This is a genomic window from Bacillus sp. cl95 (genome assembly GCF_900115925.1).
Classification (GTDB): Bacteria; Bacillota; Bacilli; order Bacillales; family Cytobacillaceae; genus Neobacillus_A.
Genome location: NZ_FOYF01000009.1, coordinates 1 through 26,252, shown reverse-complemented (window position 1 = coordinate 26,252; position 26,252 = coordinate 1). Strand labels below are relative to the sequence as shown.

26 protein-coding genes, 2 tRNA genes and 1 rRNA gene are annotated in these 26,252 nt (G+C 40.0%); 27 read left to right on the top strand and 2 right to left on the bottom strand.

Annotation, left to right across the window (positions count from 1 at the left end; translation table 11 throughout):
• Position 1: 1 nt before the first annotated feature.
• The 6 genes from mazG (at position 2) to BMZ31_RS18430 (ending at position 3,712) form a co-directional block, all read left to right on the top strand.
• On the top strand, positions 2-1,462 hold the full coding sequence (mazG, locus tag BMZ31_RS18455) for a bifunctional methyltransferase/pyrophosphohydrolase YabN (protein WP_090833411.1): 1,461 nt from the start codon (positions 2-4) through the stop codon (positions 1,460-1,462).
• A gap of 21 nt (positions 1,463-1,483) precedes the next feature.
• Positions 1,484-1,759 carry an RNA-binding S4 domain-containing protein gene (locus BMZ31_RS18450; protein WP_090833410.1) on the top strand — a complete coding sequence of 92 codons (276 nt, stop codon included), beginning with the start codon at positions 1,484-1,486 and terminating at the stop codon, positions 1,757-1,759.
• Positions 1,760-1,855: 96 nt separating this feature from the next.
• The gene (yabP, locus tag BMZ31_RS18445; RefSeq protein WP_090833409.1) at positions 1,856-2,158 is read left to right on the top strand and encodes a sporulation protein YabP; all 303 of its coding nucleotides are present in this window, start codon (positions 1,856-1,858) and stop codon (positions 2,156-2,158) included.
• Entirely contained in the window at positions 2,155-2,790 is a 636-nt protein-coding gene (gene yabQ / locus BMZ31_RS18440; protein ID WP_090833408.1) for a spore cortex biosynthesis protein YabQ, read from the top strand. Before yabP ends, yabQ begins: the two co-directional genes overlap by 4 nt.
• Positions 2,791-2,804: 14 nt before the next feature.
• Entirely contained in the window at positions 2,805-3,200 is a 396-nt protein-coding gene (locus BMZ31_RS18435; protein ID WP_090833407.1) for an FtsB family cell division protein, read from the top strand.
• An 86-nt stretch (positions 3,201-3,286) separates the two neighbouring features.
• Positions 3,287-3,712, top strand: coding sequence for a S1 domain-containing RNA-binding protein (locus tag BMZ31_RS18430; protein ID WP_090833406.1), 426 nt, complete (start codon positions 3,287-3,289; stop codon positions 3,710-3,712).
• Between the two features lie 180 nt (positions 3,713-3,892).
• Here BMZ31_RS18430 and BMZ31_RS18425 read toward each other — a convergent pair.
• A tRNA-Glu gene (locus BMZ31_RS18425) sits at positions 3,893-3,964 on the bottom strand.
• A 12-nt stretch (positions 3,965-3,976) separates the two neighbouring features.
• Positions 3,977-4,053 (bottom strand) — tRNA-Met (locus tag BMZ31_RS18420).
• Between the two features lie 657 nt (positions 4,054-4,710).
• On the opposite strand from BMZ31_RS18420, the gene spoIIE reads away from it, so the two are divergent.
• The 21 genes from spoIIE to BMZ31_RS18315 form a co-directional block, all read left to right on the top strand.
• Positions 4,711-7,185 carry a stage II sporulation protein E gene (spoIIE, locus tag BMZ31_RS18415; protein WP_090833405.1) on the top strand — a complete coding sequence of 825 codons (2,475 nt, stop codon included), beginning with the start codon at positions 4,711-4,713 and terminating at the stop codon, positions 7,183-7,185.
• Positions 7,186-7,300: 115 nt separating this feature from the next.
• A complete protein-coding gene (locus BMZ31_RS18410) occupies positions 7,301-8,038 on the top strand; it encodes a VWA domain-containing protein (RefSeq protein ID WP_090833404.1) in 738 nt (245 codons plus the stop codon).
• Complete coding sequence (locus tag BMZ31_RS18405; RefSeq protein WP_090833403.1) at positions 8,007-9,014, top strand: protein kinase domain-containing protein; 1,008 nt, start codon at positions 8,007-8,009, stop codon at positions 9,012-9,014. Before BMZ31_RS18410 ends, BMZ31_RS18405 begins: the two co-directional genes overlap by 32 nt.
• A gap of 328 nt (positions 9,015-9,342) precedes the next feature.
• The gene (gene tilS, locus BMZ31_RS18400) at positions 9,343-10,725 is read left to right on the top strand and encodes a tRNA lysidine(34) synthetase TilS (RefSeq protein ID WP_090833402.1); all 1,383 of its coding nucleotides are present in this window, start codon (positions 9,343-9,345) and stop codon (positions 10,723-10,725) included.
• Between the two features lie 33 nt (positions 10,726-10,758).
• Positions 10,759-11,313, top strand: coding sequence for a hypoxanthine phosphoribosyltransferase (gene hpt / locus BMZ31_RS20840; protein ID WP_090833401.1), 555 nt, complete (start codon positions 10,759-10,761; stop codon positions 11,311-11,313).
• 126 nt (positions 11,314-11,439) lie between these two features.
• Entirely contained in the window at positions 11,440-13,410 is a 1,971-nt protein-coding gene (gene ftsH / locus BMZ31_RS18390) for an ATP-dependent zinc metalloprotease FtsH (protein ID WP_090833400.1), read from the top strand.
• 197 nt (positions 13,411-13,607) lie between these two features.
• Positions 13,608-14,387 carry a type III pantothenate kinase gene (locus BMZ31_RS18385; RefSeq protein WP_175478181.1) on the top strand — a complete coding sequence of 260 codons (780 nt, stop codon included), beginning with the start codon at positions 13,608-13,610 and terminating at the stop codon, positions 14,385-14,387.
• Between the two features lie 25 nt (positions 14,388-14,412).
• The gene (hslO, locus tag BMZ31_RS18380; protein ID WP_090833398.1) at positions 14,413-15,291 is read left to right on the top strand and encodes an Hsp33 family molecular chaperone HslO; all 879 of its coding nucleotides are present in this window, start codon (positions 14,413-14,415) and stop codon (positions 15,289-15,291) included.
• Positions 15,292-15,314: 23 nt separating this feature from the next.
• Complete coding sequence (locus tag BMZ31_RS18375) at positions 15,315-16,205, top strand: peptidyl-prolyl cis-trans isomerase (RefSeq protein ID WP_090833397.1); 891 nt, start codon at positions 15,315-15,317, stop codon at positions 16,203-16,205.
• A gap of 230 nt (positions 16,206-16,435) precedes the next feature.
• Entirely contained in the window at positions 16,436-17,365 is a 930-nt protein-coding gene (cysK, locus tag BMZ31_RS18370) for a cysteine synthase A (RefSeq protein WP_090833396.1), read from the top strand.
• 156 nt (positions 17,366-17,521) lie between these two features.
• Complete coding sequence (locus tag BMZ31_RS18365) at positions 17,522-18,940, top strand: anthranilate synthase component I family protein (RefSeq protein ID WP_139205981.1); 1,419 nt, start codon at positions 17,522-17,524, stop codon at positions 18,938-18,940.
• Positions 18,924-19,532, top strand: a complete 609-nt coding sequence (pabA, locus tag BMZ31_RS18360) for an aminodeoxychorismate/anthranilate synthase component II (RefSeq protein WP_090833395.1) — start codon at positions 18,924-18,926, stop codon at positions 19,530-19,532. The genes BMZ31_RS18365 and pabA overlap by 17 nt, the downstream gene beginning before the upstream one ends.
• Before the next feature lie 4 nt (positions 19,533-19,536).
• The gene (pabC, locus tag BMZ31_RS18355) at positions 19,537-20,409 is read left to right on the top strand and encodes an aminodeoxychorismate lyase (RefSeq protein WP_090833394.1); all 873 of its coding nucleotides are present in this window, start codon (positions 19,537-19,539) and stop codon (positions 20,407-20,409) included.
• Positions 20,406-21,254 (top strand): dihydropteroate synthase, encoded by an 849-nt coding sequence (gene folP / locus BMZ31_RS18350; protein ID WP_254778918.1) that lies wholly within the window; start codon positions 20,406-20,408, stop codon positions 21,252-21,254. The genes pabC and folP overlap by 4 nt, the downstream gene beginning before the upstream one ends.
• A complete protein-coding gene (folB, locus tag BMZ31_RS18345; RefSeq protein WP_090833393.1) occupies positions 21,247-21,606 on the top strand; it encodes a dihydroneopterin aldolase in 360 nt (119 codons plus the stop codon). Before folP ends, folB begins: the two co-directional genes overlap by 8 nt.
• 1 nt (position 21,607) lies before the next feature.
• On the top strand, positions 21,608-22,135 hold the full coding sequence (gene folK / locus BMZ31_RS18340) for a 2-amino-4-hydroxy-6-hydroxymethyldihydropteridine diphosphokinase (protein WP_090833392.1): 528 nt from the start codon (positions 21,608-21,610) through the stop codon (positions 22,133-22,135).
• Positions 22,087-22,296, top strand: coding sequence for a helix-turn-helix domain-containing protein (locus tag BMZ31_RS18335; protein ID WP_090833391.1), 210 nt, complete (start codon positions 22,087-22,089; stop codon positions 22,294-22,296). The genes folK and BMZ31_RS18335 overlap by 49 nt, the downstream gene beginning before the upstream one ends.
• A 78-nt stretch (positions 22,297-22,374) precedes the next feature.
• Entirely contained in the window at positions 22,375-23,382 is a 1,008-nt protein-coding gene (dusB, locus tag BMZ31_RS18330; protein WP_090833390.1) for a tRNA dihydrouridine synthase DusB, read from the top strand.
• A 209-nt stretch (positions 23,383-23,591) separates the two neighbouring features.
• Positions 23,592-25,076 (top strand): lysine--tRNA ligase, encoded by a 1,485-nt coding sequence (gene lysS, locus BMZ31_RS18325; RefSeq protein ID WP_090833389.1) that lies wholly within the window; start codon positions 23,592-23,594, stop codon positions 25,074-25,076.
• 269 nt (positions 25,077-25,345) lie between these two features.
• The gene (locus tag BMZ31_RS18320; protein ID WP_254778917.1) at positions 25,346-25,708 is read left to right on the top strand and encodes a GNAT family N-acetyltransferase; all 363 of its coding nucleotides are present in this window, start codon (positions 25,346-25,348) and stop codon (positions 25,706-25,708) included.
• A gap of 322 nt (positions 25,709-26,030) precedes the next feature.
• Positions 26,031-26,252: ribosomal RNA gene (locus BMZ31_RS18315) — 16S ribosomal RNA — on the top strand; the annotation flags it as partial.

Sequence of the window (26,252 nt, the reverse complement as noted above, 5' to 3'; positions counted from 1 at the left end):
AATGGGTAAGAAGATTGAAATTGTTGGTTTAGGAGCCGGTGATTTAGAGCAAATGCCTTTTGGAATTTATAAAAAGCTTTTGCATGCCAGCCACTTATATTTACGTACAAAAGAGCATCCTGTTGTGGCTCAGTTGGAAGCAGAAGGTATGAGCTACACATCATTTGACCATGTATACGAAAAACATGATCAATTTGAACAAGTATATGAAGAAATTAGCCAAATACTTTTGGAAAGCGCCCAAAATGAAACGATAATTTATGCTGTACCAGGTCATCCGCTTGTGGCAGAAAGAACGGTTCAACTATTGCTTGAAAGAAGTCAGGAAAATGGTGTCGAAGTTGAAATTGGCGGTGGTCAAAGTTTTCTTGATGCGATATTCACTGCATTAAAAATTGATCCTGTCGAAGGATTCCAGCTTCTTGATGGAACGTTGTTGGATTCTGCTCAGCTTCAACTAAGTCAGCATATTTTTATCAGCCAAGTATATGATCGTTTTGTAGCATCAGAGGTGAAATTGACCCTAATGGAGAGATTGCCGGATGAATATGAAGTAACGGTCGTTACCGCCGCTGGCAGCAACCAAGAAAAATTGCAGACAGTACCGCTTTATGAACTAGATCGTATCATTGACCTCAACAATTTAACTTCCGTGTATGTTCCACCTGTTAAGGATAATAGCCTCATGCTGAGAGAGTTTTCGAAGCTGAAGGATATTATTGCAGAATTGCGTGGTCCGAACGGGTGTCCTTGGGATAAGGAACAAACCCATGAGTCTTTGAAAAAGTATCTGATAGAAGAAACTTTCGAGGTCATTGATGCAATAAATAATGATGATATCGACCATTTAATAGAAGAATTAGGGGATGTGCTTTTACAAGTAATGCTCCATGCTCAAATTGGTGAGGATGATGGTTATTTTTCAATCGCTGATGTGATTGAGGCTGTATCAGATAAGATGATTCGCAGGCATCCACATGTGTTTGGAGATAAGGAAGTAAATGACAGTGAAGAAGTGCTTAAGAATTGGCAGCAGATCAAAGCGGAAGAGAAAGGGGAAAAATCTCTATCCATACTTGATGGCATTACGAAAGGGCAGCCAAATTTGTTAAGAGCGTATGACTTGCAGAGAAAAGCAGCAAAAGTGGGCTTTGACTGGAAGGAACTTAAACCGGCCATAGCGAAAGTTAAAGAAGAGTTGGCAGAATTTGAAAATGAAATCAGCCATGCTGATCAGCAAGGTGCACTAAAAGAATTTGGTGATCTATTATTTTCATTTGTAAATGTTGCACGATTCCTAGATATCCATCCGGAAGAAGCTTTACATGAAACAAATGAAAAATTCATTCGCCGCTTCCAATATGTCGAACAAAAAGTGAATGAGAGTGGAAAAGGTTTTGAACAGTTCACTCTCGATGAACTCGATCGCTTTTGGGAAGAGGCAAAAGAAAAAGGCTTATAAAGCAGATAGGGGAATTTAGAAATGCGTCTAGATAAATTTTTGAAGGTTTCTAGAATCATTAAACGACGTACGTTAGCAAAAGAAGTTTCGGATCAAGGCAGAATCTCAATCAACGGTATACAGGCAAAAGCAAGCTCTAATGTTAAGGTCGGTGACGAGTTAACGATTCGTCTTGGACAAAGAGTCGTCACAGCCAAAATAGAAAGATTACAAGAAACGACGCGTAAGGAAGAAGCGGCAGAAATGTACACAATCTTAAAAGAAGAAAGTGTTGAACAAAACGAGCCGAAATTTTAATAAGTAGTGTTACATGTTAGGGGCTTGTTCTAATTCGATGATTACTCACATAAATATGTACAAAAAGGTTGTACTAATGAATGTGAGGGATGTTGAATGAGCCAATATTATGAAACGAATAACACAAAGAACACTATACCCGATCACGATGTAGTCATGCGAGGGAGACGTTTACTTGATATTACCGGAGTTAAGCAAGTGGAGAGCTTTGATAACGAAGAATTTCTACTTGAGACGTCTATGGGCTTCCTATCCATTCGCGGCCAAAATCTGCAAATGAAGAACCTTGATGTGGACAAAGGTATTGTATCAATTAAAGGGAAAGTATTTGAACTCAATTACTTGGATGAACAGCATGGGGACAAAGCTAAAGGATTCTTTAGTAAGATTTTCCGATGACGCTATCCACTCAGTTTCTGACCATGTTATCCATGATAGGCATGGGGATATTGTTTGGTTGCCTTCTTGATACGTACCAACGCTTTTTAAAACGGAAGAAAAGAAAGAGTTGGCTTGTTTTTTTCAATGATCTACTTTTTTGGACAATTCAAGCCATGCTCACTTTCTATATTCTATTTTTGGTAAACCAGGGTGAACTTCGTTTTTATATCTTTTTAGCCCTTCTTTGTGGATTTGCTGTTTACCAAAGCCTTTTAAAGGGCATTTATTTAAGGATACTTGAATGGATCATCAAGACAATTATCTCCATTTACCTATTAATAAAGAAAACAGTTTACTATTTAATCTATAAGCCAATTGTAGGTTTATTCCAAGTATTGATTGCCATCAGCTTGTTTATTGGCAGGGGACTTTACACCCTTGTCAAATTTATTTTAAAAGTAATACTATTTATTCTTAAGTTATTTTGGACTCCTGTCGAAAAATTTTTCGCTATTTTGTGGAAACTTTTGCCGAAAAGGTTTAAAAAAATCGTCGAGAAGATTTATAATAAATGGGCAGGAAACGGAAAACGCCTGAAGAATTACTTAAGTGAGATAAAAAAGAAGTGGAAAAACAGGAAAAAAGAGTAAGGAGGTAGCGATGAATGAGTGTGGTACGAACGAAAAATGTGGCAAAGATCCAAACAAACTATGCTAAGCAACAAGAGCTAATTGATACATCATCCACGAATAAGCGAAAGCTGGTAGTAAGAAGACTAGCCCTGTTTACCTTATTTGCTGCTGTTTTCTCGTATTTCATGATTTCAACGATTCTTTCGCAATCCTCTGCGCTTGAAGAGAAAAAGACCGAAAAAAGGCAACTCGATCAAGACTTGGCAGCGTTGAAGAAAAAACAAGATATTTACGAAGAAGAAATCATTAAGTTGAATGATGATGAATATATTGCTAAGCTAGCAAGACGGGAATATTTTTTATCTGAGAAGAACGAAATTATCTTCAATCTTCCAGACGATAAGAAAAAGGAAAAAACATCTAATTAGTGGTTATATTGACACTCATTTTTTCCATTCTGTATAATATAGAGTAAGTATGATTTTTTATATTCTTAAGGAGGAACATTCTTTTTATGTCAATCGAAGTAGGCAGCAAGTTACAAGGTAAAGTAACAGGAATTACTAATTTCGGAGCGTTTGTGGAGCTGCCGGAAGGCTCGACCGGGCTTGTTCACATCAGCGAGGTTGCAGACAATTATGTTAAGGACATCAATGAGCACTTAAAAGTTGGCGATCAAGTAGAAGTGAAAGTCATCAATGTTGAGAAAGATGGCAAGATTGGTTTATCAATCAAAAAGGCAAAAGAAAGACCAGAAGCACCGAAATCTCAATCATATTCGCAACGCCCTCGTCATGGTAGAACGAACGATCGTAACCCAAGACCAGAAAATTTCGAGTCAAAAATGGCTAAATTCTTAAAGGATAGCGAAGATCGCTTATCATCTCTTAAGAAGAATACTGAAACCAAACGTGGTGGAAGAGGAGCTAGACGAGGTTAACTTGCTGCTTACGGGAAAAGGAAGCTAGAATGATTAGTTACCGAAACTGAGCGGAAATTAACGATTTATTCCTATAACATATCGAAAGGCAGGCCTAATAAGGCTTGCTTTTTTTTATTTGCTTTACTCGAAAAATAAAACACAAAAAAAGCATCGGCTTAAGCCGATGCTTTACTTTTATGACCCCTACGGGATTCGAACCCGTGTTACCGCCGTGAAAGGGCGGTGTCTTAACCGCTTGACCAAGGGGCCTATGCAGAATTATGGTAGCGGCGGAGGGAGTCGAACCCACGACCTTTCGGGTATGAACCGAATGCTCTAGCCAGCTGAGCTACACCGCCATAAATCAGACACAAGAAATATAATACTAGGGATAAGTAATAAAGTCAACGGTTTTTTTGAAAAGATAAGAATGTATAAAATTTGAATCTACTATGGTCCTTGGTGCTGTTGTATTTCTTTTATGCTGGTAGGTTTTCTGAAAATTCAATTTGGCGTAATATAAGCTAAAACCCGCGGTACTTTTAAGGAAACCGCGGGACTTTCAACAAAGTGTGCGGGATTTTTGCTATTTTGCGCGAGATTGAAAAAAGTAACTTCTTATATTTCGGCTATAGTCACAAAACGGCCATTTAGTCTTACAAATATGGCAGAAATGATCCTCTTGTTTGAAGAAGTTTATATCGATATCTATAAGGGAGGGGAAAACTTGAACGTTAGGAAAGTAAAAAGCCCATAAGACTACTTCTAGTAGAGGCCTTATTAGAAGACTTACAAAAGAGCATCCTATAATTAAAAAGCGAGTTTAATCGTCCGTTCGTTCTATTAATCTGTGAGAAATAGCTTAAACTTTCTCCATGATTCCCCAATTACATCAATATTCCGCTGAAAAGAGTCGAACAATTTTTGGGGGCTTGTTAGTCATTTTGACAATCTTCTATTCTCATTGCTCTTATAATAATGTGCAACGATATAAAGAAAATGGGGAGTGTGGCTTAATGGAAAAAGTAGAACGGAGTATGATGGAACCGATAAGTAACGTTCATTTAGACACATCAAAGTGGGGATTGGCCGAATGGCTAGGAAAAATACCGGGAAAATTAGAGACCTTGTTCCTGAAGAAAGGCTATATTCTATTATTCGTAGGTTTTCTTCTTGGACGAGCACTCATTTTAGCTAAATTAACTCCGTTCATTCTCCCATTCTTCGCAGCAGTATACTTTATAAAAAGAGATCGTGCTCCATTGACCCTCATTGGCCTGGTTGCAGGTGCGGCTACCTTATCGATGACAAACGCTGTTTCGGCTTTCAGTGTGACCTTTGTGTTCTTGTTATGTTTTAGGATATCAAAAAAATGGTTGAAGAATGAACTGCGTGCCCTTCCATTTTATGTGAGTGCAATCTTGCTAGTCGGGAAATTGGTGGAACCCTATATTTTGACCAATAGTCTTAGTCTTTATGATGGGATGATGGCGGGGGTTGAAGCGAGTCTTGGTTTTATTTTGACCCTTATTTTCCTCCAGAGCATACCGCTTCTTGCTTTTAATAAAAGAAGGCAGCCACTTAAGACGGAAGAAATTGTATGTATCATCATCATGCTGGCTTCAGTCATGACCGGCACAATCGGATGGTCTGTATATGATTTATCGGTTGAACATATCATGTCACGTTATCTTGTCCTTCTTTTCTCACTCGTTGCGGGTGCTACAGTCGGTTCAACAGTTGGTGTGGTAACAGGTCTCATCTTTAGCCTTGCAAGTGTATCAAGCCTTTATCACATGAGTCTTCTTGCCTTTTCTGGAGTACTCGGTGGTCTTTTGAAGGAAGGCAAAAAAATTGGTGTAGCGATTGGATTGTTCATCGCAACTCTCTTAATAGCAATGTATGGTGAAGGCAGTGGGTCCATTTCTATTGCGCTTATGGAAAGTTCAGTTGCAGTTATATTATTTTTGCTGACACCTGTTTCTTTAACGGCAAGGCTGGCTCGAAATATTCCTGGTACACCCGAATATGCAGCGGAACAACAAAAGTTTATGCGTAAAATGCGTGACGTTACCGCTCAAAGAGTATCTCAATTTTCAAATGTTTTTGAAGCACTTTCTAAGAGCTTCTCTCAGTATGATGTTCCAACCGAAGATGATGAACATCTTCGCGAGCTTGATTACCACATGAGCAACATTACAGAAAAGACTTGTCAGACATGCTTTAAAAAAGAACATTGTTGGACAAGGAATTTTAATACAACATATGACTATATGAAAGAAATTATGCTAGAAATGGATCAAAATAATGGAGTGATACCTGCTCGTCTAAGCAGAGAATGGGATAAATATTGTACAAGGTCTAAGAAGGTAACCGAAGCCGTGCATCAGGAATTAACCGTCTATCAAGCTAATTTGAAATTGAAAAAACAAGTTCAAGAGAGCAGACGTCTTGTTGCCGACCAGTTATTAGGAGTATCAGAGGTCATGGGCGACTTTGCCAAGGAAATTCAGCGTGAACGCGAAAATTTGCACAAGCAAGAGGAACAAATTCTTGAATCATTGCAAAGTTGTGGCGTCCATATTGAACATGTGGAGATATATAATCTTGAGCAAGGCAGCGTCGATATTGATATGACGATACCGTTCTGTAATGGACATGGAGAATGTGAAAAACTGATAGCTCCGATGTTATCGGATATTTTAAATGAAACGATTGTGGTAAGTGCAGAAGACTGTGCTACATTTCCTAATGGTTTCTGTCATGTTACCTTCCACTCAGCCAAGGCTTTTGTTGTTGAAACAGGCGTAGCACATGCCGCGAAAGATGGCGGTTTTGTTTCAGGGGATAGCTTCTCGACGATTGAACTTGGGGGAGGCAAATATGCAATTGCCATCAGTGATGGAATGGGTAACGGTGAAAGGGCTCACTATGAGAGTACAGAAACATTGCAGTTATTACAAAAGATATTGCAGTCGGGTATTGAAGAAAAAGTGGCTATTAAATCGATTAATTCGATCCTTTCATTAAGGACAACCGATGAAATTTTCTCGACTTTGGACTTAGCCATGATCGATCTTCAAAATGCCGGAGCGAAATTCCTGAAAATTGGGTCCACACCTAGCTTTATTAAAAGGGGAAGTAAGGTAGTCAAAATACAGGCAAGCAATTTGCCGATTGGTATCCTCCAGGATTTTGAGGTGGATGTTGTAAGTGAGCAGTTAAAAGCCGGCGATTTGCTTATTATGATGAGTGATGGTGTATTTGAGGGACCCAAGCATGTAGAAAACTTTGACCAGTGGATGAAGAGGAAGATACACGAACTTAAAACGGAAGATCCGCAAGAAGTCGCAGATTTAATCATGGAAGAAGTGATAAGATCTCGTTCAGGTAGTATTGAAGATGATATGACAGTGGTCGTTTCAAAAATCAAGCATAATACTCCAAGATGGGCCACCATCCCTGTCCAAAATATGAAGAAGCGCGCATAATAATAGAATGAATGCAAATTGAAGTAAAAAGAAGCAACAATTCAGAAGTATAGGTATAAATCCCCCACGAACCGTCGAAAATGGTAACAATTCGAAGCGTAGAGGGGGATTTTGTATGCATGTAGGGAAGATTCGTCAAATCTTATTGTTAACAGACGGCTGTTCCAATCAAGGGGAAGATCCAATTGCAATGGCAGCCCTTGCACATGAACAAGGGATTACTGTAAATGTCATTGGTGTGATGGAGCAAGATGTCATTGATGATCAAGGGTTAAAGGAAATTGAAGACATAGCCCTGTCTGGCGGAGGAGTAAGCCAGGTAGTATACGCACAACAGTTGGCACATACCGTACAAATGGTCACTCGAAAAGCTATGACACAAACCATCCAAGGAGTCGTTAATCGAGAACTCCAACAAATCCTTGGACGTTCACAAACTGTTGAAGACCTTCCGCCAGAAAAAAGAGGCGAAGTCATGGAAGTTGTCGATGAATTGGGTGAGAAGGTAGACCTTGAAGTGTTGATTCTTGTCGATACGAGTGCGAGCATGAAACACAAACTGCAAACAGTTAAAGAAGCACTTTTAGACTTGTCGCTTAGCTTAAATGCGAGATCAGGAGAAAACCAGTTCTCTGTTTACGTATTTCCCGGGAAAAGGGATGATGTCGAAAAATTGCTGGATTGGACACCTAGGCTCGAAGTGTTGACAAGCATATTTCCGAAATTAACGACCGGTGGCATAACACCAACGGGACCTGCCATTAAGGAAGCTATTTCTTCTTTCCAACAAAAACGTTCTTTAAGGAGCCTTCTTTCACGTGATGATGAATCATTCTTTGAAGAGTCAATGTAGTGTTAGCCCAGGGACTATTATAGAGGGAAAGTGGCATCGAAACCGTTACAAGATTCTGAAGCAATTGGGATTCGGGGCAAATGGGGTCGTCTATCTTGCCCAGTACAAAAATCAGCATGTCGCTTTGAAAATGAGTGACAATGGCATGTCTATTACATCTGAGGTGAATGTATTAAAATCCTTTGCAAAGGTCCAGGGGTCTGCCCTTGGACCTTCTTTACTTGATGTGGATGATTGGCAGAAAAGTACTGGAAATATATCATTCTATGTAATGGAATATTTAGAAGGGCGAGATTTCTTAAGCTTTTTAGGGCATAAAGGGAAATCGTGGACAAGCGTGTTACTTCTTCAACTTCTTTCTGACTTGGACAAACTTCATCAAAATGGTTGGATATTCGGTGATTTAAAGCCAGAGAATTTAATTGTTACAGGACCGCCACCCCGAATCCGCTGTATTGATGTAGGGGGAACGACCATACAAGGTCGTGCCATCAAGGAATTCACCGAATTTTATGATAGAGGTTACTGGGGATTAGGCTCACGGAAAGCAGACCCTGGTTACGACTTATTTGCTTTAGCGATGGTGATGATCAATACCGCCTATCCGAACCGTTTTCAAAAAACAACTGGAGGTTTTACTCAATTGAGTGCTGCGATTAGGCAAAAGCCTGAACTTAAGCCTTACGAAGGTATCATCTTAAAAGCACTGCAAGGGCACTATACTCATGCCTCGCAGATGAGAAGTGATTTGGTAGCATTGATGAATCCGAAACCAGCAGCTAGAGTTGCTCCTGCCACAAAACAAACAAACGCAAGCCGGGTCCAAAGGAATCATACTGCGGCACAAGTTACTAATAACCAAACTCGAACAACGGTTGTTCAGAAAAAGAAAAAAGGTGGATTCGCTGAGACATTACTAATTGTAGCAATTATTTCTCTTTTCTACGCTTTATATATTTTTGGACAAGTTCTTTGAATTAAGCTCTTTTAAATGACACTATTAATAGTTGTAAGTAGGGAACCCGCTATACTCCTTCGGAAAAACGGACTGTAAAGACCCCGCAGCGAGGAATGACCGAGGAGGCTTGTCGGTTGGGATTAGGAAAGCGAGTGGATTTTCTCTACCATAGCTCATAAAAGTCAACACTAAGCATTAAGAGAGCTGGAATTTAAAAAATATGAAACCAATTCACAATGTAATCGTATATATTTAAATCAGCAACTAAACAATAGGAATAGTGGGTACGTTTTTTATTGAACAACTGAGGGTAAAGAATGTATACCTTTTTAAGGAAGTTGGAATCATGTTTGAAACTAATCTCAAAAAATTTGTAAAGCAACACAACTTTTCTTTTGAAGATAAACGAATCGTCGTAGGCGTTTCTGGTGGGCCAGATTCGATGGCCTTACTTCATTTTCTTAATGAAAATCGAAAAAGGTGGAACATTTCACTTGTGGCCGCCCATGTAGATCACATGTTTCGCGGTGAAGAATCGTTTGCTGATGCGGTGTATGTGAAAGACTATTGTGAACAAAGAGGTATCCCTTTTGAAATGGCACAAATAAATGTACCAGAAGTTATTGCTGCTACCGGAAAAAGCTCTCAAGTCGCGGCAAGAGAATGCAGATACGCTTTCTTTGCAGAGGTGCTGAAAAGGCGGGGATGCGATTGGCTAGCCCTTGCCCATCATGGTGACGACCAAATCGAAACCATTCTTATGAGACTGACGAGGGGGAGTACCGGAGCTGCGCGTGCAGGAATACCGTTTATTCGTTCGTTTGAGGAGTGGAATATTGTTAGGCCGTTGTTGGATGTGACGAAGGAAGAAATTCGAGAGTATTGTGACCAACATGGTCTTTCTCCTCGGAACGATCCTAGTAATGAAAAAGGATACTATGGTCGGAATCGGTTTAGGAAACACGTCGTGCCATTTCTTAAGTCAGAGAACCCGCTTGTTCATCAGCATTTTCAACGATTTAGTGAAGAGATACAAGAAGATGAAGCACTTCTGCAGGAATTAACCGCTCTTAAAATGAATACAGTAATCATTAAAAGAGAAAATGGTCGTATTACAGCGGATATCGAAACATTTGCAGCGATGCCAATGCCTTTACAAAGAAGAGGTATTCAACTAATATTAAACTATCTTTATAAGGAAAAACCCGCATCTCTTTCAGCTGTACATATTGACCAAGCGCTTTCCTTGCTTCATAGACCTCAGCCATCTGGAACGCTCGACTTTCCAAATGGTTTAAAAATTATCCGTTCCTATCAGCGTGGCCATTTCATTTTAGAAGGGCAGAAGTCAGAAGCTTATTGTTTTGAATTGACTGAGCCGGGTACAATCATACTTCCAAATGGGCGAAGCTTAACTATGGAATATACGGATAATCCAGTTCCTTCACTTCATTCGAAAATTTCCATTTTTGCTATGCATGATATGAAAAAGCCATTCATCATTCGCTCTCGACAAAATGGTGACAGAATGACATTGAAAGGAATGGCAGGAACTAGAAAAATTAAGGACATTTTCATTGATCAAAAGATTCCGCTGAATGAGAGAGAAAGTTGGCCCATTGTCACAAATGGGGAGGGTAAGATTCTTTGGTTACCGGGTTTGAAAAAGTCAGCTTATGAAGACACTAACAAATGTGCTAATAGTTATATCCTTTTTACATACAACTAACAAGTAACGATCTTCTAGGGGGCAAAAAAAGAAATGATGAAAAATGATATCGAAAAAGTGCTGTTTACAGAGGAAGAAATTCAAGCAAAGATTAAAGAACTTGCTGCTCAGTTGACAGAAGACTATCAAGATCGCTTGCCATTAGCAGTCGGAGTATTGAAAGGTGCAATGCCTTTTATGGCTGATTTGTTGAAAAGAATGGATACTTATCTTGAAATGGATTTCATGGATGTTTCAAGCTACGGTAATGCTTTCGTTTCTTCAGGCGAAGTGAAAATCTTGAAAGACCTTAATACTTCAGTCGAAGGCAGAGATATCTTAATTGTGGAAGATATCATTGATAGTGGCTTGACGTTGAGCTATCTTGCGGATTTATTTAAATACCGTAAAGCAAATTCCGTTAAGATTGTAACACTACTGGATAAGCCTACAGGCCGAAAATCAAAAATTGAAGCTGATTATGTAGGATTTATCTGTCCAGATGAGTTCGTAGTTGGATACGGTTTGGATTACATTGAAAAGTACCGTAACCTTCCTTATATAGGCGTGTTAAAACCTGAAGTTTATACAAACAACGACGAAGAATAAAACTAGTTTTCATGCACATCCAAGAACATGCCACCAAGCTATGTGTACAAGTGTAATTCCTTGAATTGGAATGATTTTCTATGATACTATTTAAAATAGTTTGCTGACCGTGGGAGGAGGTAAGGGATGAATCGGATATTCCGTAATACCATCTTTTATTTATTGATATTTTTAGTCATTATAGGTGTTGTTAGCTTCTTTAATGGAAACAACGAAGCGACAAAGCACCTTACCTATAATGAATTTGTTACAAAGCTAGAATCAGGTGACGTAAAGACTTTCCAAATGCAACCTGAACGTGGTGTTTATGAGGTGCGCGGGCAACTCAACGAATACAAAAAGGATCAGTATTTCCTTACTTATATTCCAAATAGTGATGTAATGCTTGATCGCATTGATAAGGCAAAATCTAAGGTAGATGTAATGCCTGCTAAAGAAACAAGCGGTTGGGTTACATTCTTTACAAGCATTATCCCGTTTGTCATTATCTTTATCCTATTCTTCTTCCTTTTAAATCAAGCGCAAGGCGGAGGCAGCCGAGTTATGAATTTCGGCAAAAGCAAAGCCAAGCTATATAATGAAGATAAGAAGAAGGTTCGTTTTAAAGATGTAGCTGGTGCTGATGAAGAAAAGCAAGAGCTTGTAGAAGTAGTAGAGTTTCTTAAGGATCCTCGTAAATTCGCAGAGCTTGGTGCACGCATTCCTAAAGGTGTCTTGTTAGTCGGACCTCCAGGAACAGGTAAAACTTTACTTGCACGTGCTGTTGCTGGTGAGGCAGGAGTTCCGTTCTTCTCTATCAGTGGTTCCGACTTCGTTGAAATGTTCGTCGGTGTTGGTGCATCACGTGTACGTGATTTATTTGAAACAGCTAAGAAAAATGCTCCTTGTATCATTTTCATCGATGAAATTGATGCCGTTGGCCGTCAGCGTGGTGCTGGTCTCGGTGGAGGACATGATGAACGTGAACAAACATTGAATCAATTACTAGTTGAGATGGATGGTTTCGGTGCCAATGAAGGTATTATCATTGTTGCTGCAACAAACCGTCCGGATATTCTAGACCCTGCGTTATTGCGTCCAGGCCGTTTTGACCGTCAAATTACGGTTGATCGCCCAGATGTTAAGGGTCGTGAAGCAGTGCTAAAGGTTCATGCGCGAAATAAGCCTTTAGATGAAACTGTCGATCTTAAGAGTATTGCTATGCGTACACCAGGGTTCTCTGGTGCAGACTTAGAAAACTTATTAAATGAAGCAGCCTTGGTTGCTGCTCGTCAAAATAAGAAAAAGATTGAATTAGAAGACTTAGATGAAGCAACAGACCGTGTCATTGCTGGACCAGCGAAAAAGAGCCGTGTCATTTCGAAGAAAGAACGCAATATTGTTGCTTTCCATGAAGCGGGACATACGGTTATCGGACTCGTTCTTGATGAAGCAGATATGGTTCACAAGGTAACAATCGTACCTCGTGGTCAAGCTGGTGGTTATGCTGTAATGCTTCCAAAAGAAGACCGTTACTTTATGACTAAGCCTGAATTGCTTGATAAGATTGTTGGGCTTTTAGGCGGCCGTGTCGCTGAAGAAATTGTGTTCGGTGAAGTAAGTACAGGTGCTCACAATGACTTCCAACGTGCTACTGGTATTGCGAGAAAAATGGTCACTGAATATGGTATGAGTGATAAACTCGGACCAATGCAGTTTGGCCAAGCGCAAGGTGGTCAAGTATTCCTTGGACGCGACCTTCACAATGAACAGAACTATTCTGATGCTATCGCATTTGAAATTGATCAAGAAATGCAACGTATTATTAAAGAGAGCTACGAAAGAGCGAGAAAAATCATTACTGAAAATCGCGATAAGCTTGATTTGATTGCTAATACATTGCTTGAAGTAGAAACGCTTGATGCGGAACAAATCAAACATCTATGGGATAAAGGGGCAATGCTTGACCGTACTTCTTTAGAATATAGGATGTCTAAAACAGATGATGTGAAAGTGAACATCTCTGCAAAAAAAGATGAAGATCCGTTATCAATTGGCGAGCAAAGACCGCTAGAGAATCTACCGATCGATGATCTTAACGCAAATAAAGATCTATAATATGAAAGAGCGCTTCTCTGAGCGCTCTTTTTTCATTGCTGAATATGGCGAATTTGTCGATATGGATTATTTTCGCAGTCCAAGCGTTTTTGGCTTGTGCTGATGACCCTTGCGCTTTTCTTACATGTTTTGTATGAATTATGATATGATGTTTGCAGTGTAAAAGAAGAATGAATTTCAATAAAGTGGTGATGATGTTGATTTTTGTTTTTGATGTAGGAAATACAAATATTGTTTTAGGTGTATATAAAGGTGAAGAATTAAAACATCATTGGAGGATTGAAACAAATCGGAACCGTTCTGAGGATGAATACGGTATGATTGTCAGATCCTTATTTGAGCACGCACAGCTCTCTTTTGAGGAAATCGACGGTATTATTATCTCATCCGTTGTCCCTCCGATCATGTTTGCGTTAGAAAGAATGTGTCAAAAATATTTCCATGTAAAACCCCTAGTCGTTGGTCCTGGCATCAAGACTGGATTGGATATCAAGTATGAGAATCCGCGCGAAGTTGGGGCGGACCGTATTGTAAATGCGGTAGCGGCAATACAGGAGTATGGAAGACCATTAATTATTGTCGATTTTGGAACGGCAACGACTTATTGTTATATTAATGAACACAAGCAGTACATGGGAGGGGCAATTGCTCCAGGTATTAATATTTCAACAGAAGCACTTTATTCTCGTGCTGCTAAACTTCCAAGAATTGAAATAGCCAGACCAGATGGAGTTATCGGCAAGAATACCGTTGCAGCTATGCAATCGGGTATTTTGTATGGTTATGTAGGACAAGTTGAAGGTCTCGTCAGAAGAATGATGGACCAAAGCGATGTAAAGCCAACTGTTATTGCTACGGGGGGATTATCAAGCTTGATTGCACAGGAATCGAATATCATTGATATTGTCGATCCGTTCTTAACTTTAAAAGGATTACAACTTATCTATAAACGAAATATGGACATGATAAAGAAATAGCACACAACTAGAAAGGGGTTTAAGAATGAACGATTATTTAGTTAAAGCCCTCGCGTATGACGGACAAATTCGTGCTTATGCGGTTTGTAGTACAGCAAGTGTGGGTGAGGCCCAAAGACGCCATCATACTTGGCCGACTGCCTCTGCGGCTCTTGGAAGAGCAATGACCGCAGGAGTAATGATGGGTGCAATGTTAAAAGGTGAAGATAAACTTACGATAAAGATAGAAGGTGGCGGTCCATTAGGGAACATTCTTGTGGACAGCAATGCCAAAGGTGAAGTACGCGGATATGTTACGAATCCACAAACTCATTTTGACTTAAATGAACAGGGAAAACTTGATGTCAGAAGAGCTGTTGGTACAGACGGGATGATGACCGTAGTAAAAGACCTTGGAATGAGAGACTTTTTCTCAGGTCAAGTTCCGATTGTATCAGGTGAACTCGGTGAGGATTTTACCTATTATCTTGTAACATCTGAACAAGTCCCATCATCTGTAGGTGTCGGAGTACTTGTTAACCCAGATAACAGTATTCTTGCAGCGGGTGGTTTTATCATTCAATTGATGCCAGGAATCAAAGATGAAACGATTACGATCATTGAGGATAGATTGAAAACGATTAAGCCTGTTTCAAAAATGATTCAAGAAGGATTGACACCTGAGGAAATATTGGCAGCAGTTTTAGGGGAAGGGCAAGTAAAGATTCTTGAAACTCAGCCTATTTCCTTCCAATGTACATGTTCAAAGCAACGATTTGCAGACGCTATCATTAGTTTAGGGGAAGAAGAAATTCAAGCTATGATAGATGAAGATGGAAAAGCGGAAGCTCACTGTCATTTTTGTAATGAGAAATATCAGTACACAAAAGAAGAACTTGAAGAGCTAAAGCAACAGACGAAATAGAGGTCAAATGGGGGAGGACAAGGGTGAACATAAAGCAGTTATGGCTGTTAGTCGCAGGTCTTGTCATGCTCAATTGCATTACCGTAGCCTTTTTCCTGTCAAAATCTAAAACAACATGGAACACTAAATTGGGTGAAGAAGTGGTAGCCACTGTCGGAGATAAGGAAGTAACGAGACAGGAATGGTTAATGGAACTTGAAGCAAGGTACGGAAAAGATGTCTTGCGTGACTTGGTTGATCAACAGGTAATTGAAGAAATTGCAGATAAGTATGATATTAAGGTATCTGAGAAAGAAATTGAAAGAGAACTAAAGATGGTTCAGACGATGTACGCTTCCGCTGAACATGAAAACGCTGATGATGAAAAGAAGTGGAAGCGGAAAATTAAGAACAGCATATTACTTGAAGAATTATTGACCAAGGATGTAGCTGTATCTGAAAAGGAAATCGCCAAATACTATGAAGAGAACAAAGATTTATTCAGAGTTCCTACTTCTTATCATTTATCCCACTTGATCGTGAAAACGAAAAGTGAAGCGAAGCAGGCGACAAAAGAGCTATCCCAAGGATCAAGTTTTGCAGCCCTCGCTATGGAAAAATCGATTGAAGAATTCTCAGCGAATCAGGGCGGCGAAATTGGATTTGTTAATGCAGACGACGAACGCTATCCAGCTGAGTATATTGAGGCGGCCAAGAAACTAAAGGCTGGAAAATGGAGCGAGCCGCTTAAAGTAGAACAAGGATATGCAATTATTAAGCTCCATGAAAAAGTAGATGGACAAGAGTATGAATTCAAAGAAGTGAAAAATCAAATAAGACGTCAACTCGCTTTAGAACAAATGAAGTCACCAGTTACGGCTAGAACATTCTGGGATGAAGCGAAAGTCGATTGGTTTTATGGTAAAAAAGAATAAAAAATGAAAAACACGGGAATTGTTTCCCGTGTTTTTCATATGGTTAAAAATGAGGGTATTTGCTCATATCTATATAGAGAAGAGTAGAGTTTGGACGTATTAAAATAATCCTCCCTCTCCATGCCTTTTTACTGTATAAAAACAGTACTAATTAATTGACAACTACAATGGTAATTGGTAAATTTTAATAAAACCAATGAAAATACTCGGAATAATAGGGAGTGGTAAGAATGGTTCGTATAGCAAATTCGATATCAGAGTTAATTGGTCAAACACCGATTGTTAAGTTAAACCGTCTCGTTGATGAAAACAGCGCGGATGTATACTTGAAGTTGGAATATATGAATCCAGGAAGCAGTGTAAAAGACCGAATTGCCCTTGCCATGATTGAAGAAGCAGAACAAAACGGCAATCTTAAACCGGGTGTTACGATCATTGAACCTACGAGCGGAAATACAGGAATTGGTTTGGCGATGGTTGCTGCAGCAAAAGGCTATAAAGCCATCTTAGTTATGCCAGAAACAATGAGTGTTGAGCGTCGGAACTTATTGCGCGCCTATGGTGCAGAACTTGTCTTGACTCCTGGTCCTGAAGGGATGGGTGGTGCGATCCGTAAGGCTGAGGAATTAGCAAAAGAAAATGGCTATTTCATGCCGCAACAATTCAAAAACGAAGCAAATCCCGAAATTCATCGTAAGACAACAGGTGTTGAAATTGTTGAACAAATGGGAGAACAGCTCGATGCCTTCGTATCAGGTATCGGTACTGGCGGAACAATCACAGGTGCTGGCGAGGTACTTCGTGAAAAGTATCCTAACTTGAAAGTTTATGCGGTTGAACCAACTGATTCTCCTGTATTGTCTGGAGGTAAGCCGGGACCTCATAAAATCCAAGGAATCGGTGCAGGGTTTGTCCCAGAAATTCTTAATACAGAGATCTATGACGAAATCATTCAAGTGCAGAACGAACAAGCATTTGAATACGCCCGTCGAGCAGCTAAGGAAGAAGGTATTCTAGGCGGAATATCTTCCGGTGCAGCGATATACGCAGCTTTGGAAGTTGCTAAAGAACTTGGAAAAGGTAAAAAAGTTTTAGCGGTTATTCCTAGTAATGGGGAAAGATATTTAAGTACACCGCTTTATCAATTTGAAACAGAATGATTGAACTAGCGCTGTTGACTCGTTGAGTCTGGCGCTTTTTTGTTTTAATGTGATCACTGTGGAATTGCACTTTTAGCATGAAATTAATGTGGAAAAATGAAACTCAAACCATCTTCATGTATGATAATAGTATTAAAACAAGAGGGAGTGTCTTCCTTGACGAAAAAAAACCTTTATGCGAAAAAAATTCCTTATCTTATATCCCGCTTTTTTCCTCAATACCGAAAGATAGCGGAAAATCATAGTTATCATGTTTTCTTTGAAAGTGGAAGGGGTGGGCGTTATAGTATGGCAGCGTTCACTCCAGAAGTGACTGCAATTGGTCGTGATTATGAATTGGAAATCAAAAGTAATGGTCAATCCATAACGTTCAAGGGTAACCCGCTGCACTTATTGAAGGAATGGATGAAGGACTATAAGGTAGAAGCCTTGCCGGGGTTCCCTGACTTTCAAGGTGGAGCCATTGGTTTTATCAGCTACGATTATGCTCGTTACATAGAGAAGCTTCCTGATTTTTCGAAGGACGACCTCTTAATTCCTGATATTTATTTCATGTTGCATGATGAATGGTTTGTTTTTGACCATGAAACGAATGAGCTTTGGCTCATGTTCTTGTACGATGGAAATGATTCATTGATAGACGATAGAGTAAAAGAGTGGGAAAGGTTATGGACTGATGCAGAACAGGCTTCTTCAGTCCCTCTTCGAAATGAAAACATGAATGATTCACTGGAGGTTTCTCTAAGTGAAGATGAATTCATGTCTGCGGTGGAAAAAATTCAACACTATATTTCACAAGGTGATGTTTTTCAAGTCAACCTTTCTGTGAGGCAAACGAAAGATTTGGCGGTAGATGCGATAGATGTGTATGAAAAACTGCGCATTTTAAATCCTTCTCCGTATATGGGGTATTTCCATACACCTGAATTTCAGCTCGTGAGCGGCTCACCTGAATTGTTAATCAAGAAAAAAGGCGATGTTGTCAGTACAAGACCTATTGCAGGTACAAGATCGCGAGGAAGAGACGAACAAGAAGATTTGCAATTGGCTAATGAGCTAATAGAAAATGAGAAGGAGCGAGCTGAACATGTCATGCTCGTTGATTTGGAAAGAAACGATCTAGGGAGAGTATGCCGCTATGGAACAGTAGAGGTAGATGAGTTCATGGTCATCGAAAAGTACTCACATGTGATGCATATTGTTTCGAACGTACGGGGTGAAATCGGCCCTGATAAAAATAATATTGATTTGATAGATGCTGTGTTCCCTGGTGGTACGATTACGGGAGCTCCAAAGATCAGGACGATGGAGATTATTGATGAACTTGAGACTGTCAGAAGAGGTCCGTATACAGGCTCTTTAGGCTGGATTGGATATAATGATGACGTGGAGTTAAATATCATTATCCGTACAATGCTTGTGAAAGATCAAAAGGCTCATGTCCAAGCAGGCGCCGGTATCGTAATAGACTCCCATCCTAAAAATGAATACAAAGAATCGTTGAAAAAGGCACTTGCCCTTTGGAAAGCGAAAGATCTTGCAGAAGCGGGTGATTCACATGATCTTAATGATTGATAACTATGATTCTTTTACATATAACCTTGTTCAATACTTAGGTGAGTTGGGTGAGGAGTTAGTAGTAAAAAGAAACGATGAAATCTCCATACAGGAAATCGAGGAACTGTCGCCAAAGTTCTTGATGATCTCGCCCGGACCGTGTAGTCCCAATGAAGCGGGCATTAGCTTGGAGGCCATTACTTACTTTGCTGGGAAAATTCCGATCTTTGGTGTCTGTCTTGGTCAGCAAGCTATCGCTCAAGCATTTGGCGCTAAAGTAGTACAAGCCGAGCGGCTCATGCACGGTAAAACATCACCGATGCATCATGATGGAAAAACTATTTTCAATGGCATCAAAAACCCTTTTTTAGCGACAAGGTATCATTCGCTTATTGTTAAAAATGAGTCTCTGCCAGATTGTCTGGAAGTGACCGCGTGGACAAAGGAAGGGGAAATTATGGCAATTCGTCACAAGACACTTCCGGTTGAAGGGGTGCAATTTCATCCCGAATCTATCATGACTGAATCTGGTAAGGAGCTATTAAGGAATTTCATCCTTCAATACGCGAATATAGATAAGGTTGCATCTGTAGATACGGCAGGGAGATAATCGCATGTTCATACTACTTGATGGAAAGCTTGTTGAAAAAGAAAAAGCGATGATTTCACCTTTTGATCATGGATATTTATATGGGGTGGGATTATTTGAAACGTTTCGAGTCTATGACGGCCATTGCTTTTTGCTCGATGATCACCTGGAAAGGTTGAATCAAGGATTGAGCGTGCTTGATATCAAAAAAGAATTCATTCGTGAAGAAGTTGAGGGATTAGTTAGCCAGCTTTTAAATGCGAATGGTTATCAAGATGCATACATTAGATTTAATGTCTCTGCTGGTGCAGGAGAAATTGGACTGCAAACAGAGCCTTATCTTAAACCTGTTACCATTGTCTTTGCTAAGCCCTTGCCGCCTGCTTCTGATCTGACTGAAAAAGAGGCTGTCATGCTCACTTTGCCGAGGAATACGCCAGAAGGTGCCAAGAGGCTGAAATCTCATCACTACTTAAATAACCTATTGGCAAAACGAGAAATAGGAGCGGATCCAAAAATAGAAGGAGTTTTCCTCACTTCAGAAGGATATCTTGCGGAAGGGATTGTCTCTAATTTGTTCTGGTTGAAGGATGGGATATTGTACACTCCATCAGTAGATACAGGAATATTGGATGGGGTAACGAGACAGTTAATCCTAGAACTTGCCATAAAGAATGGCATAAAGGTAATCGAAGGCTTTTTTTTACCAGAAGAAGCAACTGATGCTGATGAAATATTCTTCACAAACTCGATTCAAGAAGTAGTGGCTGTTTCGGCTTTCAAAGATAGAAAAAAAGTGGGACGAGCTGGTGGATTTGTGAATGAGCTTCATAACCAATATCGTAACCTTACGCAACATTTGTATAGCAGGCGACAACTGAAGGAGGAACTATTATGATGGATAATGGATATGACACGGTGATTCATTGTGGATCACATACAATAGATTATGGTAAGAAAACTATAATAATGGGTATTCTTAACGCCACTCCGGATTCGTTTTCAGATGGTGGTCATTATAACAGAATTGACAGTGCTGTCGCTCATGCAAGGCAAATGGTTGCTGATGGAGCTGATATCATTGACATTGGCGGTGAATCTACAAGACCAGGTTCAGCTCCAGTCCCATTAGAAGAAGAGCTCGAGCGCATCCTACCAATTGTAAGAGCTGTATCTGAAAGTGTGGATGTACCTATATCCATTGATACTTATAAAGCGGAGGCAGCAAGACAAGCGTTGCTTGCCGGGGCTCATATTATTAATGATGTATGGGGAGCAAAAGCAGACCCTCAGATGGCGCATGTCGCTGCGGAAATGAATGCTCCGATCATCTTGATGCATAATCGCCAAAATCGTGACTATAAGAATTTCACGAGAGATGTCATGAACGACATATTCGAAAGCATTGCTATCTGTAAAAATGCAGGTGTAACGGATGATAAAATTATTCTAGACCCTGGTATCGGTTTTGTGAAGGACACGGAGCAGAACCTAGAGATGATGAGGTACTTGGACAAGTTTGTGGCTGTTGGTTATCCCGTTCTGTTAGGGACTTCCCGTAAATCTACGATAGGAAAGGTGCTCGACCTGCCAGTAGAAGAAAGGATGGAGGGGACAGGAGCTACTGTTTGCTTCGGAATTCAAAAAGGCTGTCAGATTGTTCGTGTACATGACGTGAAAGAGATGAGTCGGATGGCAAGGATGATGGATGCGCTGATGGGGAAGGGAGATTTCAGTGGATAAAATATATGTGAATAAGATGGAATTCTACGGTTATCATGGTGTATTTCCAGAAGAAACCCGTCTCGGTCAACGCTTTGTAATCGACTTGGTCGTCACCGCTGATTTGAAGAAGGCGGGGGAAACGGACGACTTAAACGAATCAGTAAACTATGGTGAGCTATACCGAGTTTGTAAGGAAGTAGCCGAGGGTGAGCCATTTAAACTGGTTGAAGCAGTCGCTGAAAAAATTGCTTCAAATGTTTTAGGGGAATTTGCTGCAGTTATCGAAGTAACTGTCAAAGTCATCAAGCCAGATCCGCCAATCCCTGGTCACTATAAATCGGTAGCGGTCGAAATCACAAGGGGTAGATAGAATGAAGAATGAAGCTTACATTTCACTCGGTGCCAATATGGGAGACCGCGTTCAAACCCTCTTAGAAGCTATTAAACTACTTAATGAACATGAAAAAATTCGTTTGGTAAATAATTCCTCTGTCTATGAAACGGATCCTGTTGGGTATGAAGACCAAGACTTATTTCTTAATATGGTAATTCAAGTTTTGACTGACTTAAGTGCAGAAGAATTACTGGAAGTTTGCTTAGAAATAGAGTTGCAGCTTGGAAGAAAAAGGTTGGTTAGATGGGGTCCTCGAACAATAGACCTTGACATTCTGTTGTATAATCAAGAAAATATTGAAACAGAGAAGCTTTTTGTTCCACATCCTCGTATGTTGGAAAGAGGTTTCGTCCTGATTCCGTTATTAGAGATGAATCAAGACATTCAAATTCCGAATTTAGATAAACCCGTTCAATTCTATTTAGACCATATACATGACAAAGAAGGAGTTCGGATATGGAAGCGGAAAAATGGGGAAGACGTATTCGCGCTTATCGAAAGCTAAAAGGTTATACTCAAGAAAGCTTCTCGAGAAAGTTAGGTGTCTCGGTATCAATCCTTGGTGAAATTGAAAGAGGCAATCGAATGCCTTCAGATGAGCTTATTGGATTGGCTGCTGATAGTCTTGGAGTAAGTTTAAAGGAATTAACTCCACCGGAAGAATAGAAAATGAAGCTTCTTCGAAAAGAAGTCGGTTTAGGTTATATACATTTTTTTTCATACTGGAATTAAGGGGGTTGCTTCATGCTGAAAATTGGAGATATTGTCATGAAGAACCGAGTAGTACTAGCGCCGATGGCTGGTGTATGTAACTCTGCTTTCCGTTTAACGGTAAAAGAGTTTGGGGCAGGGCTAGTATGTGCTGAAATGGTTAGTGATAAAGGGATCATTTTAAAAAATGAAAAAACGATGAACATGCTTTACATCGATGAAAGAGAAAAACCTCTAAGCCTGCAGATTTTCGGTGGCGAAAGATCTACTTTGGTAGAAGCGGCGAAATTTGTGGACCAAAACACAAATGCAGATATCATCGATATTAATATGGGTTGTCCGGTTCCGAAGATTACGAAATGTGATGCAGGAGCTAAATGGTTATTAGATCCAGATAAGATTTATGAAATGGTTTCGGCAGTTGTAGACGCTGTTGATAAGCCTGTTACAGTAAAAATGCGTATGGGTTGGGATTCTGAACACATTTTCGCAGTGAGAAATGCGCAAGCTGTAGAGCGAGCTGGAGGTAAAGCTATTGCTCTTCATGGTCGTACTCGGGTACAAATGTACGAAGGAACAGCCAACTGGGATATCATTCGCGAAGTGAAACAATCCGTTAATATCCCTATTATCGGGAATGGTGACGTACAAACTCCTCAAGATGCGAAACGTATGCTTGAAGAGACGGGTGTAGATGGCGTCATGATCGGAAGAGCGGCGCTAGGAGATCCTTGGATGATCTATCGTACCGTTAAGTACCTTGAAACGGGTGAGCTTGCAGACGAGCCTACTGTACGTGAAAAAATCGATGTATGTACGCTTCATTTAGACCGCCTCATTGCATTGAAGAATGAAAATGTAGCAGTTCGTGAAATGAGAAAACATGCTGCATGGTACTTAAAAGGTATCCGTGGAAATGCCAAGGTAAGAAATGGCATCAACGAGTGTAACACACGCGATGATCTTGTAAACTTGCTTTCTGAGCTAGTTGTAGAATCAGAAGCGAAAGAATTAGAAGAAAACGGTGTGAATGTCGGGTAACAATTGACATCATACTGCTCTTTTTCTATAATACGATTCATACAAGAAGAAACTGCCAGTGGGAAAACTGGCAGTTTTTATTCTATTTCAAACATTTATGATGTGTGATTTTAAGAGTTTGTGTAAAATATTATAGTATGTGAATGAACTTTGCTTGATCAAAGCGATAGACGCTTTACATAAAAGAAACGAAAATGGAGTTGAGTGCAATGAGTCATGAAGAATTAAATGATCAACTGAAAGTAAGACGCGAAAAAATGCATGCTATGCGCGAAAGTGGTCTTGATCCGTTTGGTAAAAGATTTGAGCGTTCGCACGATACAGCAGAACTAATCAGTCAGTACGGCGAATTAGAAAAAGAAGACATTGATGGACGAGCTGTTTCTGTAACCATCGCGGGTCGTTTAATGACAAAGCGTGGTAAAGGTAAAGCTGGTTTTGCCCATGTTCAAGACTTGACAGGTAAACTTCAGATTTATGTTCGTCAAGATGCAGTCGGTGAAGAACAGTACGGTATTTTTAATTCTGCTGATTTAGGCGATATCGTTGGTGTTACAGGTACACTTTTTAAGACACAAGTTGGAGAGCTTTCTATTAAAGTAAGCAGTTTTGAACTTCTGACTAAAGCTCTTCGTCCATTGCCAGATAAGTTCCATGGACTTAAGGACGTTGAGCAACGCTATCGTCAGCGTTATTTGGATTTAATCATGAGTGAAGAAAGCAAAAAGACCTTTATCTCTAGAAGTCTTATCATTCAATCTATGCGTCGCTACCTTGATGATCATGGCTACTTAGAAGTGGAAACACCAATGATGCACTCCATTGCTGGTGGGGCTTCAGCTCGCCCATTCAATACACACCATAATGCTCTGGATATGCCATTATTCATGCGTATTGCAATTGAACTTCATTTAAAGCGTCTAATCGTCGGTGGTCTTGAAAAGGTTTATGAAATTGGCCGTGTTTTCCGTAATGAAGGCGTGTCAACTCGTCATAATCCAGAGTTCACGATGATAGAGCTTTATGAAGCTTACGCTGATTACCGTGATATCATGAAGCTTACTGAAAACCTTGTGGCTCATATTGCTCAAGAAGTACTGGGTACTACTACGGTTATTTATGGTGAATACACTGTTGATCTAAAGCCTGAGTGGAAGAGGCTTCATATGGTAGATGCCATTAAGGAATACACAGGTGCAGATTTCTGGAAGGAAATGAGCGTTGAAGAAGCGCGTGAACTTGCGAATGAACACGGTGTAGAAATTACCAAGCATATGCAGTATGGTCATATTGTAAATGAGTTCTTTGAGCAAAAAATTGAAGATAAGCTTATTCAGCCAACATTCATTTACGGACACCCAGTTGAGATTTCTCCTTTAGCTAAGAAAAACGATGAGGATCCACGATTCACTGATCGTTTCGAATTATTCATCGTTGGACGTGAGCACGCAAATGCGTTCACAGAGCTAAACGACCCGATTGACCAACGTGAACGTTTTGAGGCGCAATTAAAAGAACGTGAGCAAGGTAATGATGAGGCGCATGAAATGGATGATGACTTTATCGAAGCTCTTGAATACGGTATGCCGCCAACAGGTGGACTTGGTATCGGTATCGATCGTCTAGTGATGTTGCTGACAAATTCACCGTCAATCCGTGATGTTCTGTTATTCCCATTAATGAGACATAAATAATATAGTTGAAGCGTCCCTTTTAGGGGCGCTTTTTTGAATTAGTAAAGTTGAAATTACGAAAGGAATTCCTAATAATGACCTTGAAGAATATATGTAATATTTTATAGGGCGGGATTTAGATGTTCTGAGAAAGTAACGTAATTCGATTAAGGGAAACGAGAATGGAAGACATGGATTTTGTATGCGGACTAGAATTGTTAGAAGAAAACTCTTGTTATATTATTCCGTGGGCAAAGGAGTAGCATGTAGAATCATTAAGAAACAAAGATATGATGCACTTCATAATAGAGGATAGGATTCTTGGTGATTCTGTAGTTGGTTACGTAATTTTGGGTGGAGTAATGAATCCGAACAAAAGTGTGGAGCTAATCCGGATAACGATAGGGCCAAAAGGAAAGGGGTATGGAAAAGAGGCGTTTAAGCTTCTAAAAGATTGGGTGTTTCGTGATTTCGATGCAAACCGATTATGGTTAGATGTGAAAGTAGGGAACTCTCGAGCAATTCACCTTTATGAAAGTCAGGGTTTTGTTATAGAAGGAACATTGAGAGAGTGTTTGCTATCTAGGGATGGGTATGAGTCCCTCCATGTAATGTCGATCTTAAGAAGGGAGTTTGATTGCGGGTCAAAATGAGGAGGGAGTTAAATGATAAGTTAGAATTATTATTCTTTAATAGTTTGCGATAAAAATGAAGAATTGCTATTGCATCGAAGATTTAAAGGTGATATATTATTAAATGTTGTTACAGCGAGTTAGCTAGCAAGAAAAAAACTTCAAAAAAGTTATTGACGCAAGCTTAACAAACTGTTAATATAATAAAGTCGCTTCTGAGTGACGAACGAAATTGTTCCTTGAAAACTAAACAAACAAAAATGTCAACAAACAAGTAATAACAAGTGAAAGTAACTTTGTTGCTGGAACTTGCCAGAGTTAGTAATTGAGCTAATCTCACTCTTTATCGGAGAGTTTGATCCTGGCTCAGGACGAACGCTGGCGGCGTGCCTAATACATGCAAGTCGAGCGGATTGATGGGAGCTTGCTCCCTGATATCAGCGGCGGACGGGTGAGTAACACGTGGGTAACCTGCCTGTAAGACTGGGATAACTTCGGGAAACCGGAGCTAATACCGGATAATCCTTTTCCTCTCATGAGGAAAAGCTGAAAGACGGTTTCGGCT

Excerpts from the sequence above, each read along its gene's own strand:
- folP (WP_254778918.1), top strand. The coding sequence starts at position 20,406 with ATGATGGATAATGGATATGACACGGTGATTCATTGTGGATCACATACA.
- yabQ (WP_090833408.1), top strand. The coding sequence starts at position 2,155 with ATGACGCTATCCACTCAGTTTCTGACCATGTTATCCATGATAGGCATG.
- cysK (WP_090833396.1), top strand. The coding sequence starts at position 16,436 with ATGGTTCGTATAGCAAATTCGATATCAGAGTTAATTGGTCAAACACCG.
- lysS (WP_090833389.1), top strand. The coding sequence starts at position 23,592 with ATGAGTCATGAAGAATTAAATGATCAACTGAAAGTAAGACGCGAAAAA.
- BMZ31_RS18335 (WP_090833391.1), top strand. The coding sequence starts at position 22,087 with ATGGAAGCGGAAAAATGGGGAAGACGTATTCGCGCTTATCGAAAGCTA.
- folK (WP_090833392.1), top strand. The coding sequence starts at position 21,608 with ATGAAGAATGAAGCTTACATTTCACTCGGTGCCAATATGGGAGACCGC.
- hslO (WP_090833398.1), top strand. The coding sequence starts at position 14,413 with ATGAACGATTATTTAGTTAAAGCCCTCGCGTATGACGGACAAATTCGT.
- tilS (WP_090833402.1), top strand. The coding sequence starts at position 9,343 with ATGTTTGAAACTAATCTCAAAAAATTTGTAAAGCAACACAACTTTTCT.
- dusB (WP_090833390.1), top strand. The coding sequence starts at position 22,375 with ATGCTGAAAATTGGAGATATTGTCATGAAGAACCGAGTAGTACTAGCG.
- BMZ31_RS18435 (WP_090833407.1), top strand. The coding sequence starts at position 2,805 with ATGAGTGTGGTACGAACGAAAAATGTGGCAAAGATCCAAACAAACTAT.
- BMZ31_RS18430 (WP_090833406.1), top strand. The coding sequence starts at position 3,287 with ATGTCAATCGAAGTAGGCAGCAAGTTACAAGGTAAAGTAACAGGAATT.
- BMZ31_RS18405 (WP_090833403.1), top strand. The coding sequence starts at position 8,007 with ATGATGAATCATTCTTTGAAGAGTCAATGTAGTGTTAGCCCAGGGACT.
- pabC (WP_090833394.1), top strand. The coding sequence starts at position 19,537 with ATGTTCATACTACTTGATGGAAAGCTTGTTGAAAAAGAAAAAGCGATG.
- ftsH (WP_090833400.1), top strand. The coding sequence starts at position 11,440 with ATGAATCGGATATTCCGTAATACCATCTTTTATTTATTGATATTTTTA.
- BMZ31_RS18320 (WP_254778917.1), top strand. The coding sequence starts at position 25,346 with ATGATGCACTTCATAATAGAGGATAGGATTCTTGGTGATTCTGTAGTT.
- spoIIE (WP_090833405.1), top strand. The coding sequence starts at position 4,711 with ATGGAAAAAGTAGAACGGAGTATGATGGAACCGATAAGTAACGTTCAT.
- yabP (WP_090833409.1), top strand. The coding sequence starts at position 1,856 with ATGAGCCAATATTATGAAACGAATAACACAAAGAACACTATACCCGAT.
- mazG (WP_090833411.1), top strand. The coding sequence starts at position 2 with ATGGGTAAGAAGATTGAAATTGTTGGTTTAGGAGCCGGTGATTTAGAG.
- BMZ31_RS18410 (WP_090833404.1), top strand. The coding sequence starts at position 7,301 with ATGCATGTAGGGAAGATTCGTCAAATCTTATTGTTAACAGACGGCTGT.
- pabA (WP_090833395.1), top strand. The coding sequence starts at position 18,924 with ATGATCTTAATGATTGATAACTATGATTCTTTTACATATAACCTTGTT.
- hpt (WP_090833401.1), top strand. The coding sequence starts at position 10,759 with ATGATGAAAAATGATATCGAAAAAGTGCTGTTTACAGAGGAAGAAATT.
- BMZ31_RS18450 (WP_090833410.1), top strand. The coding sequence starts at position 1,484 with ATGCGTCTAGATAAATTTTTGAAGGTTTCTAGAATCATTAAACGACGT.